The organism is Streptacidiphilus rugosus AM-16 (genome assembly GCF_000744655.1).
GTDB classification, from domain to species: domain Bacteria; phylum Actinomycetota; class Actinomycetes; order Streptomycetales; family Streptomycetaceae; genus Streptacidiphilus; species Streptacidiphilus rugosus.
Map to the genome: position 1 here is coordinate 1,051,489 of NZ_JQMJ01000003.1, position 13,297 is coordinate 1,064,785.

Genomic DNA, 13,297 nt, shown 5'->3' on the forward strand with positions numbered 1-13,297 from the left:
GATCGGTTTTCGTCCACCCGACCGGGGAGGCCGCCGGTGGACGAAGGGCTCGGCCGCAGAGTGCGGCCGAGCCCTCGCACTGCCTGGCTGAGAAGGTCAGCCCTCGTTCTCGCAGTGGTTGCCGAACGCCGGGTTCAGCAGCGCGATCACGTTGACGGTGTTGCCGCAGACGTTGACCGGGACGTGGACCGGGACCTGGACCAGGTTGCCCGACAGGAAGCCCGGGGAGTGGCTGGCCTCGCCGTTGGCGGTGCTGCTGGCCGCGGCGACGCCGCCACCGGCGGCGAGCAGACCGGCCGCCGCAACGGAGACCAGAAGGCCGCGCTTGGTGTTGACCATGGGAGGTGTCCCCTCTCGTGAGGAACTCGGGAGTCTGCGGAGCCGGCCATTTCCTGGCCGAAAGTCCGCACTTGGTAATCCGGTCTCTCCAACGAACCGCCGCGGCGCAGGACATGGGTCCGCGGTAGCTCCACCCGAATGGGCGCATCGATGGCGGAATCCAACTTCCGGGTGATAGTGCGGAGAGGCCGGTGACGGCCCGCTCCGGGCGTCGTTGGTCGGGGTGCCTGCTGCTCGGCAATTGCGCAGGCCCCGCCCCCGGTCCGTACGTCAGGTCGGTACGTCTGTTCCCGTACGTCTGTTCCGTACGTCGGCCGGATTCGTGGTGCGGTCCATCGTGTGAGGAAGAGAAGTCATGACGAACGTTCTGAAGGGCGCCCTGGTCGCCACCGCCGCCGTGGGTGTCGTTGCGGCGGGCGCGGGCGCGGCCTTCGCCAGCTCGCACGCCTGCGGCGACACGTCCGACTCCCCGGGCGCGGTGAGCGGCAACAACATCGCGGTTCCGGTCCACGTCCCGGTCAACGTCTCCGGCGTCACCGGCAACCTGGTGGGCGTGCTGAACCCGGCGTTCGGCAACCACGCCGTCAACGAGGGCTGAGACGCCTGACGCCGCACGACGATCGGCCCTGCTCCATGCCTGGGAGCAGGGCCGATGCGTATTATCGGCGGCGACGGCGGGTCAGCGGGGCATGGCTTCGCATGCTGGTGCGGTCGCCGGGCGGCTACGCGTCCGGATATCAATCGCAGTCCCGGTCGTCGGCCGCGGCATCGTCGTCGTGGTGCCACCAGTGGTGCCAGACGGTGTGGTGCCAGGCGACCGCGTGGTCGCCGTTCGCGCAGCGGTTGCCCACGGCGGGGTTCAGCACGCCGACCACGTTCACCGAGTTCCCGCAGACGTTCAGGTCCGCGTCGATGGGTACCTGCACGATGTTGCCGGACAGGAACCCCGGTGAGTCGGTGGCGACGGCGTTGGCCGTCGCGTCGGCGCTCGCCGTGCCTGCCGCGGCGAGCACGAAGCCCGCCACCAGTACGCCGGCGGCTGCCAGCCGGGAGGGTGTGCGCATGGTTTCTCCTTGCTGTGTCGGCGGGAGCCTTCGCGCGGTCGCGAGGGTCACCCGACGTGTCCACAGCAACACTGTGCGGGGCCGGTGGGCCGCCTCGGGGGCGGCGCGGCGCAGAGTCGCCCGGCCGGACGAACCGTGCCGGGCGGTACGGGAGGCCGGTCCCTGGCGTGCGGGCCCGGTACGGGGGCCGGGTGCGAGGGTCCGGACGGGGGGAGACGATAATGCAGGCATGCGTCACCGTTCCCGCGCCGCGTTCGCGCTCTCCGCTCTGGCCCTGTCCGCCGCGCTCGCGCTGTCCGGCTGCGCCGGCAGCGGGGTCCAGCGGGAGGAACCGGCGGCCGCGCAGTCCTCGATCAGCACCGGTGCGGACGGCACGAACCTCTCGCTGCGGGGGCGCAACGTCGACCTGCGGATCACCAAGGCGGCGGTGCATCTGGGGGCGTCGGGCGGCGCGCAGCTGGGCTTGGCGGTGGACAACGCCGGGCCGGTGACCGAGCACCTGGCGCTGGCCTCGGTGGACGGCGTCCAGGCGAAGCTCGTCGGCGGCGACCCGAAAGCCAATCCGCTCTCGGTGGCCGGCGTGCTGATCGCCTCCGGCACGACGGCGCAGTTCGGCGTGCCCGGCGCGCCGAAGATCGTCATGACGAACGGCGCCGCCCTGAAGCCGGGCGGCACCGTCCCTGTCATGCTGCAGTTCGGGGTGGCCGGGATGATCCGCATGGACGTCCCCGTCCTCGCGGACTGAGCCGGCCCGCCCCTGCCTCGTGCGGGGCCGCTAGGCGACCGAGAAGTCGTCCGCGTTCACGTTGCCCTGGCCGTACCAGCCGTGCACGAAGACGCTCACCGTGCCGCTCGCGCCGGTGGTGAAGTGCACCGTGAGCTGGTTCCAGCCGCTGCCGGAGGACCAGGTGCTGGCCGACGCGCCGCCGGTCACGCCGATGTAGGCGTAAGGGCCCTGGACCCAGCCGGTCAGCGTGTAGGCGTGGTTGGGCGAGAGCGTCACCGTCTGGTCGCACTCGCCGGTCGTGGACGAGCTCGGGGCGACCAGCAGGGCGTGCGACCCGCTGTGGACCGGGGAGGAGACCACGGCGCTGCCGCTCTGGCAGGTCCACGGGCTGAGGCTGCCGCTCTCGAATCCGCCGTTGACCAGGCTGCCGCCGCCACCGCCGCCGCTGGTGGAGGTGACCGTCAGCGTGAACGTGGCCGCGTGGCTGCCGGAGGCGGCCGAGCCGGTGACCGTGATCGGGTAGCTGCCGGCCGGGACCGAGGCGCCGACCGTCGCGGTCAGCGTGCTGCTGCCGCCCGCCGTGACCGAGGTGGGGCTGAGCGAGAGGCTGACGCCGGAGGGCGCGCCGCTCGCGGTCAGGCTGACGCTCTGCGCGCTGCCCGAGGTGACCGCGGTGGCGACCGTCGCCGTGGTCGAGCCGCCCTGCTGCACCGAGGCCGAGGCGGGGTTCAGGGCGACCGAGAAGTCGTTCTGGGTGGTTCCGCCGCCGCTGGTGAAGGGCTCCATGGCGTGGCTGAAGTCCCAGGTGCCCTGGCTGATCCCGGAGCAGGTGTCCGAGCCCCCGGTGCCGGGGCAGCCGCCGTTGTCGCGTTCGAGGGCCCAGAAGGAGAGCTCGGCCAGGCCCTTGCCGTTGGCCCAGTTCTCCACGTTGGCGGCGTCGGCCACGGTGGTGGTCTCGGCGGCGCCGTAGTCGTCGATGCCCGGCATCATGGTGATGCCGACCATGTTCCACAGCTGCGCCGCGGACTTGGACGGGTAGAGCGAGGCGAGCTGGCTCTCCAGGCCGGTGGCCGCGTGCTCCGCGTCGGTGCCCATCTCGTGGCTGGCACCGTCGTAGTAGTCGAAGGTCATGATGTTGACCACGTCGACCCTGGCGTTGTTCTGCACCGCGTTCTGCAGGACCGCGAGGCCGCTGGAGGCCAGCCCGCCGGTGGTGGTCGGAAGCGTGTAGGAGAACTGCACGGTGCGGCCGTTGCTCGCGGCCCAGGACTCGACCTGGGCGATGGCCTTGTTGCGGCGGTCGATGCCGGCGCTGTTGGTCAGCGAGTTGTCCTCGGTGTCGAGGTCGATCCTGGTGACCCCGTAGGTGGTGATCACCGACTCGTAGGCCGCGGCGATGGAGTTGACGTTGGTGCAGCTGTCGGCGATCTCGGTGCCGGTGTTGTCGGCCGTGTAGCCGCCGAAGGAGGGGACGACGTCGCCGCCGCCGGCCTGGATGGTGGAGATCTGGCTGCCGAAGGTGGAGGAGCTGATCGGCTGGCTGGTGCTGCCGTTCCAGTAGGCGGTGCACGAGCCCTTGGTGGCCGCCTGGAGGAAGGCCATGCTCAGGTACTTTGCGCCGGAACTGGCCGAAAGCGTCGCCGGGTTGTCGCTGCTGTAGGCCTCGAAGTAGGGCGAGAAGACGTGGGCCGGCAGAGGTGTGTTCGCCGCGTGCGCCGTGGGGGACGCCGCGACCGCCAGGCCCGCGCCGAGCAGCGCGGCCGTGAGCAGGGTTCGGACTGATCTCATGCAGGACTCCCGTGGGGTGGAGTGGTGCAAGGGGACGTGTCTGGACCCTGCCAATGATTGGACTAGACCAAATAACTGTCAAGAGTGTTAACAGTTAACGGCCGAGGCCCGCCCGGACGCTCGCCAGGCAGTCGCGGTGGGTCGGCTTCCAACCGAGCTCCGTCCTCGCCTTGCCGTTGTCCAGGCGCAGGTTGGTCGTCATCGCGACCGAGCCCAGCGGGGCGAGGGGGCGCACCAGCCACAGCGGCACGGTCATCGGCTGCGGCGTGCCGTAGGCGCTCGCGATCGCCCTCAGGTGCTCGGTCCAGCCGACGGCCTCGTCGTCGGCGATGTTGTAGGCCTGCCCGGCCCGGCCGTGGTGCAGCGCCGCGACCACCGCGCGGGCGGCGTCGGGCACGGCGGTCCAGGCGAGCCTGCGGCCGTGGTCGGCGATGCCGGGCAGCATCCGCTTGCGCAGCATCGGCACCACCAGCTGGTCGGTGACCCCCGGCCCGTAGAACAGGCCGAAGCGCAGCGCGACGCCCTCCATGCCCTCCGCGTTCAGCATCAGCTGTTCCTTGACCCGCATCGCCCCGACGTGGCGCTCCAGCTCCGGGCTCGCACCGGGCGGGCCGAACAGGTCCACGTCCTCGACCAGCGGGCGGTCGCCGTGGTCCCCGTAGCCGTAACCGAACATCATCGACTCGGCCACCAGCCTGCGCGCACCTGTCGCCCGGGCGGCCTCGATCAGGTTCGGGGTGCCGAGGCGGCGCAGCACGTCGGTGGGCTCCATGTCCGCATGCCGAGTCAGCTTCTTGCCGCTCAGACCGGTCGCCGCGTGCACGACGGCGTCGAACCTCAGCCCCTCGACCGCGCGCAGCACCGCGTCGCGGTCGAGCAGATCGGCGCGCAGGTCGTTGCCCGCGCCGCGGCCGAGCGTGGCGACCTCCTGCCCGTCGGCGCGCAGCGCCGCCACGATCTGCTGCCCCAGAACCCCGCTGCCACCGGCCAGTAGCACGCGCATGACTGCCTCCTCGTCCGTTCCTCCGTACGTCTTCCCGCCCGTTCACAGAGGAGACAGGGCGGGCCCGCGAAACGTGACATCGGGCGGAGAGGATCTTTCGGACCGGTGGAACGGCTTGACCCTGACACAGTGGGAGGCTCTGCACTGGAGGGGTCATGTTCACCATCGGAGACTTCGCCGCCTACGGCCAGGTGTCGGTCCGCATGCTGCGTCACTACGACGCGCTCGGGCTGCTGCGTCCCGCCCGCGTCGACCCCTGCAGCGGCTACCGCTACTACGAGGCGACGCAGCTGTCCCGGCTCAACCGCATCATCGCGCTCAAGGATCTCGGCTTCAGCCTGCAGCAGGTCGGCGAGGTGCTGGACGCGAGGATCGGCGCGGAGGAGCTGCGCGGCATGCTCCGGCTGCGGCGGGCCGAGCTGGCGGAGACCGTCGCGAGCGCGACGGCCCGGCTGGCCCAGGTCGAGGCGAGGCTCCGGACCATCGAAAGCGAGGGCGCGATGCCCACCGACGAGGTCGTTCTCAAGTCCCTTCCCGCCGCCCGCCTGGCCGTGCTGACCGGCACCGCCGAGAGCTTCGACCCGCGCCACGTCGGGCCGGTGATCTCTCCGCTCTACCGCAGGCTGCACGAGCTGCTCACCGCCGCGAACGTGCCGGTCACCGGCCCGGACATCGCCTGGTACGAGCAGGCCGCGCCGGAGCTCGGCGAGCCGATCGTGGTACACGCGGGCGTCCAGGTCGCCCTCGACCCCGGCCCGCTGCCGGGCGGCGGCGACGCCGAGGTGGTGGAGCTGCCCGCCGTCGCGCGGGCCGCGACGATCGTCCACCGCGGCGACATGGACCAGGTGCTCGGCAGCGTGCAGACCCTGGCCCGCTGGATCGAGTCCGGCGGCCACCGGGCCGACCGGCTGGGCCGGGAGCTCTACCTGAACTCCTGCGGCCCCCGGTCGGAATGGGTCACGGAGATCCAGTGGCCGCTGGTGGTCAGTCCCGTTCCCGAGGGCTGATCCGGGGGCTGCGGGTCAGCGTCCGGTGGTAGGGCCCGACGAGTTCGCGGTGCCACCATGCGCCGGAGGCACGCCGTTCGGCGCGGGTGGTGAAGCGGTAGCGGTAGAGCGTCGCCCGGACCTGGACGGGCGGCGCGCCGCCGAAGGGGTCGCCGTTCCTGCGCAGCAGCCGCAGCGTCGCGGGGTCCGCCGCCAGCAGCCTGCGCAGCAGCGGCCCCAGCCACGGCCCGGCGTAGCCGGGGTTGAGCGCGGCGAACCACATCAGCCAGTCCAGGCGCAGGTGGTAGGGGGCGAACTGCCGGGGCCTGCGGTGCGGGTCGCCCGGTTTGCCGGGGAACTCGTAGGCCAGCCAGGTGCGCCCGTCCACGGTGCCCTCCAGCACGACCTCGTGGCGCAACCGGGTCACGCTGCCGAACGCGCCGTAGGTGTTGACCAGGTGGAGCGAGTCGAAGGAGCGGTTCATCACCTGGCGCGAGGAGAGCAGATTGCGCGCCGGACGGTAACTCAGCACGAGCACGAGTGCCGCGTAGGCGAGGGCGGCCGCCTGGAACCAGAGCGGGCCGGCGGGGTACGCGCGCTCGGTCCCGCTGCTGACCGCGCCGAGCGCCAGCGTGATCGTCAGCCAGTTCAGCCAGGCGAAGTTGCCCGACAGCACCAGCCATAGCTGGGTGACCACGACCAGCCCCGCGGCGACCGTCGCGCCCGGCTGCGGCAGGAAGAGAGCGAACGGAGCGCCGAGCTGCACGACGTGGTTGGCCCCGGCCTCCACCCGGTGCAGCGGCCGGGGCAGGTGGTGGAACCACCAGCTGAGCGGCCCCGGCATCGGCTGCGTCTCGTGGTGGTAGTAGAGGCAGGTCAGCTCACGCCAGCAGCGGTCCCCGCGCAGCTTGATCAGGCCCGCGCCCACCTCGACCCGGAACAGGATCCAGCGGATCAGCAGCAGCGTCGTGAACGGCGGTGCGACCTCGGCGTTGCCCAGGAAGACGGCCAGCGCGCCCGTCTCCAGCAGCAGCGACTCCCAGCCGAAGGAGTACCAGGTCTGGCCCACGTTGACGATCGAGAGGTAGAGCGCCCAGAGCAGGAACCAGCCGAGCATCGCCGCCCACAGCGGCACCGCGTCCCCCGCCCCGGCGGCCACCGCCGCGGCGAGCGCGCAGCCGGTCCAGGCGACGCCGGCGAACAGCCGGTCGGAGAAGCCCCAGTGGAACAGCGAGGGGGCCTCCCGCCAACCGCGCCGGGCCAGAAAGCGCGGCACCGGCAGCAGCCCGTGCTCGCCGATCAGCGCCCGGCCCTGGCGCGCCGCGGCGAGGAAGCCGACGAGATAGACGCCCGCGAGCGCGCGCTGGAACAGCAGCCTGCCCAGCCAGTACCCGGACGCGTCCAACCAGCGCATGCCTTCACTCTGCCGCAGCGGGCGGCCGATGCCGCCCGCAGGCGCGGGCGCGATCGGATGAACGGCGACCGCGGCGACCGGACGGCGGTGACCGGACGGCGGCGACCGGACCGCGGTGACCGGACGGCGGCGACCGGGCGGGGGCCGGACGGCCAGCCGGTCGGCCGGTCGGCCGGTCGGGAAACCATTCGCGTTCCGCCCCTGCCCCGGTCTAGCGTCGAGGGATGCCGCCCACCGACCGCCTGCTCGCCTTCGTCGCCCTCGCGACGGTCATCATCGTGATCCCCGGCCCGAGCGTGCTCTTCGTCCTCGGCCGGGCGCTGGCCCACGGCCGCAGGACCGCGCTGCTCAGCGTGGTCGGCAACACCCTCGGCTCGCTGCTGCTGGTGGGCGGGATCGCGCTCGGTCTCGGCCCGCTGCTCGCCGGTTCCGCGCTCGCGCTCACCGCGCTCAAGCTCGGCGGGGCGAGCTATCTGGTGTACCTGGGCGTCAAGGCCTACCGGCACCGCGGCACGCTCGTCGCGGCCTTCGAGGCCGTCGCCCCGGCGGAAGGCGTCGCCGCCCCGCGCGGCGATCTGCGGACCCTCGGCGAGGGGCTCGTCGTCGGCGTGAGCAACCCGAAGACGCTGGTCTTCTACGCCGCCGTGCTGCCCCAGTTCGTCGCGCGCGGCGAGGGCACGGCGCCGGTTCCGCTGCAACTGCTGGTGCTCGGGCTGATCTTCAACCTCATCGCGCTGACCTGTGACTCCGCCTGGGGCCTGGCCTCCTCCGCGGCGCGCTCCTGGTTCGCCCGCTCGCCGCGCCGGCTGCGCGCCGTCGGCGGCGCCGGCGGCCTGGCGATGATCGGCCTCGGCGTCACCGTGGCCGCCACCGGCCGCACCGACTGAAGGAACCCGTCTCCCGGATCGGCGCGAAACCCCCTCGACACCGCGCCGCCGCTGGCTACGCTTACCCCCATGCGCACGCATCTCTCCGGACCGCACTGACGGACCCCGCCGCCGCGAACGCAGGACGTGACCTGACGCCGTCCTGACTCCTCGCGGTGGTGCGCCCTGCCATGTCACGCCGTGTTCTCGGCGTGGGCAGCCCCGTCCCTCGTGCCGTGCACCACGTCTCTTTCCGGAGAACTGCCATGTCCCGCCCCGCCCGGGGCGGCGCGTCGTCGTACCGCGCCGTCCTCGCCCTGCCGCATGCCCGCGGCCTCTTCCTCGCCGGTTCGCTCGCCCGGCTCCCCTACGGTCTGCTGTCCCTCCCGTTGCTGCTCGCGCTCCGCCATGGGGTCGGCTCCTATGCCGGCGCCAGCACGGCCTTCGGTGCGTTCGGCCTGGTCAGTGCGGTGCTCGCGCCGTACAGGGCCCGCCTGGTCGAACGCCGCCCTGCGGCGCTGCCCTGGCTGGCGTTCGGCTTCGCGGCCGTGCTCGCCGCCGTCGCGCTGCTCGCCGCGCAGACGCGACTGCCGCAGGACGCCGCCGTCTTGCTCGCCGTACTGGCCGGTGCGCTGCCGCCGCCGGTTGGCCCGCTGCTGCGGGCCCGCTGGAGCGAGATGTCGGCGGGCGAGGCGCAGCGGCAGGCCGCGCTGAGCCTGGACACCGTCGCCGAGTCGACCATCTTCGCCGCCGGACCGCTGCTGGCGAGCGCGCTGCTGGCGGTGGGCACGGCGTCCACGGCGCTCGGCGTCTGCGCCGCCGTCCTGGTCGTCGGCTTCGTCGCGCTCTCGTTCCAGCTCGCTTCCCTCCCGGTCGCCCGCACCCGACCGGCCGATCCGCTCGTCCAGGTCCGCGGCGCTCGGGCCCGCGTCCCCTTCCGCTCCGGTGGGTTCCTCACGGTGCTGGCCGTGGTCCTCGCGGTCGGCTGGGCCGTGGCGATGGCGGAGCTGGCGGCCGTCGCCGCCTGGGGGCCGACCGTCTCCGGGCCGCTGCTGGCACTCCTCTCCGTCGGCGGCGTCCTGGGTGGGCTGCTCTACGGACGCCGCAGCTGGCGCTGGTCGCCGCGCAGCAGGCTGGTGGCGCTGGGCGCGGCCGGCGCCCTCTGCCATGCGCTGCCGGTGCTGCTCTTCGCGCCGGGCGGCGCGGCGGTCGCCCTGTTCTGCGCGGGCGCGGTGACGGACGCGGCGCTGATCACCGGCTACCTGCTGGTCGAGGAGCTGGTCCCGGAGGGCGCCCGCGCCGAGGGCCTGGCCTGGGTCAACACCTGCTTCAACCTCGGTGTCGCCCTGGGCTCCAGCGCCGGTGGCCTGGTCCTCGGCACCCCCGCGGGCCCGCGCGGAGTCCTGGTCCTCGGGGCCGTCGGCGCGGCGCTGCCCGTGCTCGCCGCCGTGTGCGTCCGGTCCCTCCGCGCCGCGGCCGTGCGCGCTGTGGACGCCGTCCGCCTGCCGAAATCCGGTGGACAGGGCGGGAGGGCGGCAGAGACTGGGCTCATGACTACGCATCAGGCCCAACCCGCGCCGGTCGACCTCCACGCCGCCCTCGCCACCTTCGACGCGCTGTGGAGCCCGCGCATCGTCGCGGCCGTCAACGACTACGACGTGCGCATCGCCAAGGTCCAGGGACAGTACGTCTGGCACTCGCACGCCGACACCGACGAGTTCTTCCTCGTCATCGACGGTGAGCTCACCATCGGCCTGCGCGAGCCGGACGCCGCCGAGCGCACGGTCACCCTGACACGGGGCTCCGTCTTCGTGGTGCCGCGCGGCGTGGAGCACCGCCCCGAGTCGGCGGCCGGGGCCGCGATCCTCATGTTCGAGCCGACCGGGACGCTCTCCTCCGGGGACTTCGAGGGCGCGATCCCCGACCACATCGACTCGACCACCGGGCACGCCCTCACCGGCTGACGGGGGCCAGCAGTCCCTGCAGTGCGGGATGCAGACCGGGGCCGGCGACCAGGACGCTCTCCGCGCCCGCCCGCCACGGCCTGCCCCGCACGTCCGTCACCAGCGCGCCCGCCTCCCTGGCGATCAGCGCGCCCGCCAGCAGGTTGGCGTCGTCGCGGCCGAACTCCCAGAACGCGTCCAGCCGTCCGGCGGCGGTGTCGGCCAGCTGCCAGGCGGTCGGGCCGAGGTTGCGTACCGCCGCGACGGCCGGAAGCACCGCCGTCAGCGCCCGTCCGGCCGGCTCGGCGGCCTCCGGCTGGGTGGCGCCGAGGAACGGCGGGTGGCTGGTCGCCACGACGGCCAACTGCGGGTCGGTCTTCGCGGACGGCGCGACGGCCGCACCGTTCCGCGTCGCACCCGCTCCGGCGGCGGCGAGGTAGGTCTCGCCGAGCAGCGGCGCGTGCAGCGCGGCCGCCACCGGCTCACCGTCCTTGACCAGGGCCAGGCTCACGCAGAACTGCGGCAGGTGCTGCAGGAACTGCACCGCGCCGTCGACGGCGTCCACCACCCAGACCTCGCCGGACTCCGGCAGCCTGGTCTCCATCTCGTCCGCCCACGGCGTGCCGGGCCGCAGCGGATCCAGGCGCCGGTGCAGGATCGCGACCGCGGGGGCCTCCAACGCGTCGAACGCCCGCCGGTATCCGGCGAGATCGGCGGCGGGTGCGGGCCGGGGAGTGGCCAGCAGCAGCGCGCCGACCTCCTCCGCGGCGGCGGCCATGGTGGGAAGCAGTTCCTGGACGTCGGACATGCGCGCTCCTGAGGGAAGGAAGGGGGCGGGGTCGCCGGCGTCCATCCTTCGCCGGGTCGCCCGGCCCGGGCCGACGCAGCGGGCCTGGATGAGCGAAACTGTCCGTCATGACGCGTGAATCGGCTGATCACGACAATCAGATGCTCGACAAGCGCGATCAGCGACTGGTCGCCGCCCTCCAGTGCGACGGCCGACTGAGTGCCGAACGCGCCGCCGAGGTGCTCGGCATCGGGGTGCGGACCGTCCAGCGCCGGTGGCGGGCGCTGCTGGAGTCGGGAGCGGTCCGGGTGCTGGCCCTGCCGGAGCGACCGGCGTCGCTCAGGGCGACGATGCTGCGGGTCCGGGTGCTGCGCGGCCGGCTCGACACCATCACGGCGGCGCTGGCCGCGCGGGACGACATTCCCTTCGTCGACGTGTCCGCCTCCGGCGACGAGATCAACGCCGTCCACCTCGCCGAGCCAGGCCCCCGCGACCGCCTGGTGTTCCGTCAACTCCCCGGCACGCAGGCGGTCACCGCGGTCTCCGCCGCCGTCGTCCTGCACGCCTTCGGCGAGGCGTCGGACTGGCGTCTCGACGTGCTGACCCCGGCCGAGCGCGCCGCTCTGACGCCGCGCCCACCCGTGCCCCGGTCCCAGGGCGCGACGGCCGCGGACGCCGAGGGGCTGCTCGGGCACCTGGCCGAGGACGCCCGCCTGCCGGCTGCCGTTCTCGCGGCCCGCACCGGGCTGCCCGAGTCGACCGTCCGCCGCAGGCTGGCCCGGCTGGCCGCGGGCGGGCTGCTGCGCACCATGGTCGCGGTCGATCCGCGCCGTCTCGGCTTCGCGATCGACGCCAACGTGCTGATGCGCGTCCCGCCCGGTCGCCTCGATTCCGCCGGCCGGGCGCTGGCCGCCCATCCGGCCGTGCACGGCGCGCTCGCGACCACGGGGGAGGCCAACCTGCACGTGGCCGTCTGGTTCCGTGACCTGGAGGAGTTGTACGGCTTCGTCAGCCGGGAACTCGGGGCGCTGGGCGTCGAGTCCGCCGAGACCGTGATCGTCGGCGAGGCCGTGAAGCGTCCCGGCGTGAACCGCGTCACGCTGCGCTGAACCGCCGGGGCCCCTGCCGGGGTGACCCGGCTCACCCCCGACGCGGGAATGGGCGACGAACGTCGTTCGGGTCGCTCCACGCGGTGCCTTCGGAGCGCGGTGACCCGGCTCACGCGGCTCGGTCGAGCCCGGCCGACCCAGGGCCCACGCTCGTCGCGCGTCGGCGGCTCAATAGAGCCGATTCATGAGGTTTGAAACGCTTCCACCTGCTTTGAACAGCAATGCCGTGTCCGTTGTGGTTTGGACCACTTGGGTCGGAAGTCCCTTGCTCGGCCCCCTCGGGGCGTGTGACGGTGGAGAACGTCGAGCGGTGAACGCGGTCGATTCCACGATCGCGGAAGGGTGCCAGGCGCCCAGGCCGGAGAGCCCCGCCGACGAAGACAAGCTCGACTGAAGAACCCGTGGCGCGGTGTGTGCGCCGGGTGGGTCGAGATCATCCGCCAGTTCCCCGAGCGGCACCGCCTTGCCTCGCGCAGGTCGTCGCTCACGACTTCTGGAGCGACATGCGTCTCGCCTTCCGTCACCCTGCCCGCCTCACCGCCGACGTCCTGATGGCCTCCGCCGTCGCCGGGGCCCTGCTCGTCTCGCAGAGCGGCGCTCCGGCGAACGCAGCGGCCCACAAGGCCCCGGTGAGCGACCGAATACCGGCCCAGGCCCCGAAGGCCGCGGCCAAGCCCGCCGCGAAGCCTGCCGCCAAGCCCGCCGCGAAGCCGGCTGCCAAGGCTGCCGCGAAGCCCGCGGCCAAGCCCGCCGCGCCCAAGAAGACCTACGGCGACAACCTCAACGGCTGGATCGCCGAGGCCCGCGACATCCTGGCCGCCCACGGCGACAAGGTCCCCTCCGCGGCCTCCATCCACGCCCGGGCCATGACCGAGTCCTCCGGCAACCCGCACGCCGAGAACCACTGGGACTCCAACGAGGCCCTCTACGGCGGGACCTTCGGCCTGATCCAGACGATCCGGCCGACCTTCGCCGAGTGGTCGCTGCCCGGCCACAAGGACATCTTCAACCCGGTCGACTCGATCATCGCGGGTGTCCGCTACGCGAACGACCGCTACGGCTCCTTCGAGACCATCGCCTACGGCAAGCAGGGCTACTGACCCCGCTGCGCCGAACCGCTCCGCGACGCCGTCCGTCCGCGCCCACGAGGGCGCGGCGGGCGGCGTTCCGCGTTGTCCCCGTCGGCGTTGTGGCCGTCCGCGCCGCCCGCGGGCGCTACGCTGCCCCCGAACGGAGTGTTGTCTAGACCTCTTGAGCCTCCTGAAGGGACC

The 13,297-nt window shown here is 73.1% G+C and carries 13 protein-coding genes and 1 pseudogene; 8 read left to right on the forward strand and 6 right to left on the reverse strand.

The genetic code is table 11. The annotated features are described in order from the left end of the window. Window positions 1-96: 96 nt before the first annotated feature. The gene (locus tag BS83_RS46330; RefSeq protein ID WP_037602283.1) at window positions 97-339 is read right to left on the reverse strand and encodes a chaplin; all 243 of its coding nucleotides are present in this window, start codon (window positions 337-339) and stop codon (window positions 97-99) included. A gap of 355 nt (window positions 340-694) precedes the next feature. Here BS83_RS46330 and BS83_RS08230 point away from each other — a divergent pair, with 355 nt between their 5' ends. Next, window positions 695-937 carry a chaplin gene (locus BS83_RS08230; protein ID WP_037602285.1) on the forward strand — a complete coding sequence of 81 codons (243 nt, stop codon included), beginning with the start codon at window positions 695-697 and terminating at the stop codon, window positions 935-937. A 139-nt stretch (window positions 938-1,076) separates the two neighbouring features. Here the strand turns inward: BS83_RS08230 and BS83_RS08235 are convergent, their stop codons facing one another. Beyond that, window positions 1,077-1,403: a chaplin gene (locus tag BS83_RS08235; RefSeq protein WP_051942779.1), complete on the reverse strand. Its 327-nt coding sequence runs from the start codon at window positions 1,401-1,403 to the stop codon at window positions 1,077-1,079. Between the two features lie 229 nt (window positions 1,404-1,632). Between BS83_RS08235 and BS83_RS08240 the strand changes: the two genes are divergently transcribed. Continuing rightward, window positions 1,633-2,148, forward strand: coding sequence for a hypothetical protein (locus tag BS83_RS08240; RefSeq protein WP_037602287.1), 516 nt, complete (start codon window positions 1,633-1,635; stop codon window positions 2,146-2,148). A gap of 30 nt (window positions 2,149-2,178) precedes the next feature. Here BS83_RS08240 and BS83_RS08245 read toward each other — a convergent pair whose 3' ends face one another. Then, window positions 2,179-3,918, reverse strand: a complete 1,740-nt coding sequence (locus BS83_RS08245; protein ID WP_037602289.1) for a carbohydrate binding domain-containing protein — start codon at window positions 3,916-3,918, stop codon at window positions 2,179-2,181. A gap of 94 nt (window positions 3,919-4,012) precedes the next feature. Continuing rightward, complete coding sequence (locus BS83_RS08250) at window positions 4,013-4,921, reverse strand: NAD-dependent epimerase/dehydratase family protein (protein ID WP_037602291.1); 909 nt, start codon at window positions 4,919-4,921, stop codon at window positions 4,013-4,015. A gap of 155 nt (window positions 4,922-5,076) precedes the next feature. On the opposite strand from BS83_RS08250, the gene BS83_RS08255 reads away from it, so the two are divergent. After that, a complete protein-coding gene (locus BS83_RS08255; RefSeq protein ID WP_037602293.1) occupies window positions 5,077-5,928 on the forward strand; it encodes a MerR family transcriptional regulator in 852 nt (283 codons plus the stop codon). Here the strand turns inward: BS83_RS08255 and BS83_RS08260 are convergent. Next, window positions 5,906-7,321 carry a lipase maturation factor family protein gene (locus tag BS83_RS08260; RefSeq protein WP_037602295.1) on the reverse strand — a complete coding sequence of 472 codons (1,416 nt, stop codon included), beginning with the start codon at window positions 7,319-7,321 and terminating at the stop codon, window positions 5,906-5,908. The genes BS83_RS08255 and BS83_RS08260 overlap by 23 nt on opposite strands. Window positions 7,322-7,545: 224 nt before the next feature. Here BS83_RS08260 and BS83_RS08265 point away from each other — a divergent pair, with 224 nt between their 5' ends. The 3 genes and pseudogenes from BS83_RS08265 (at window position 7,546) to BS83_RS08270 (ending at window position 10,151) form a co-directional block, all read left to right on the forward strand. Continuing rightward, on the forward strand, window positions 7,546-8,208 hold the full coding sequence (locus tag BS83_RS08265; protein WP_037602297.1) for a LysE family translocator: 663 nt from the start codon (window positions 7,546-7,548) through the stop codon (window positions 8,206-8,208). A gap of 245 nt (window positions 8,209-8,453) precedes the next feature. Beyond that, a pseudogene (locus tag BS83_RS48540) lies at window positions 8,454-9,407 on the forward strand (MFS transporter); the annotation flags it as partial. A gap of 330 nt (window positions 9,408-9,737) precedes the next feature. After that, window positions 9,738-10,151 carry a cupin domain-containing protein gene (locus BS83_RS08270; RefSeq protein WP_037603207.1) on the forward strand — a complete coding sequence of 138 codons (414 nt, stop codon included), beginning with the start codon at window positions 9,738-9,740 and terminating at the stop codon, window positions 10,149-10,151. On the opposite strand, the gene BS83_RS08275 is transcribed toward BS83_RS08270, so the two are convergent. Beyond that, entirely contained in the window at window positions 10,141-10,938 is a 798-nt protein-coding gene (locus tag BS83_RS08275) for an inositol monophosphatase family protein (RefSeq protein ID WP_037602300.1), read from the reverse strand. The two genes, BS83_RS08270 and BS83_RS08275, sit on opposite strands and share 11 nt — an antisense overlap. Window positions 10,939-11,045: 107 nt before the next feature. On the opposite strand from BS83_RS08275, the gene BS83_RS08280 reads away from it, so the two are divergent. Together BS83_RS08280 and BS83_RS45225 are read left to right on the forward strand one after the other, a co-directional pair. Next, complete coding sequence (locus BS83_RS08280; protein WP_037602301.1) at window positions 11,046-12,026, forward strand: Lrp/AsnC family transcriptional regulator; 981 nt, start codon at window positions 11,046-11,048, stop codon at window positions 12,024-12,026. 503 nt (window positions 12,027-12,529) lie between these two features. Continuing rightward, entirely contained in the window at window positions 12,530-13,126 is a 597-nt protein-coding gene (locus BS83_RS45225) for a transglycosylase SLT domain-containing protein (protein ID WP_051942780.1), read from the forward strand. Window positions 13,127-13,297: the final 171 nt, after the last annotated feature.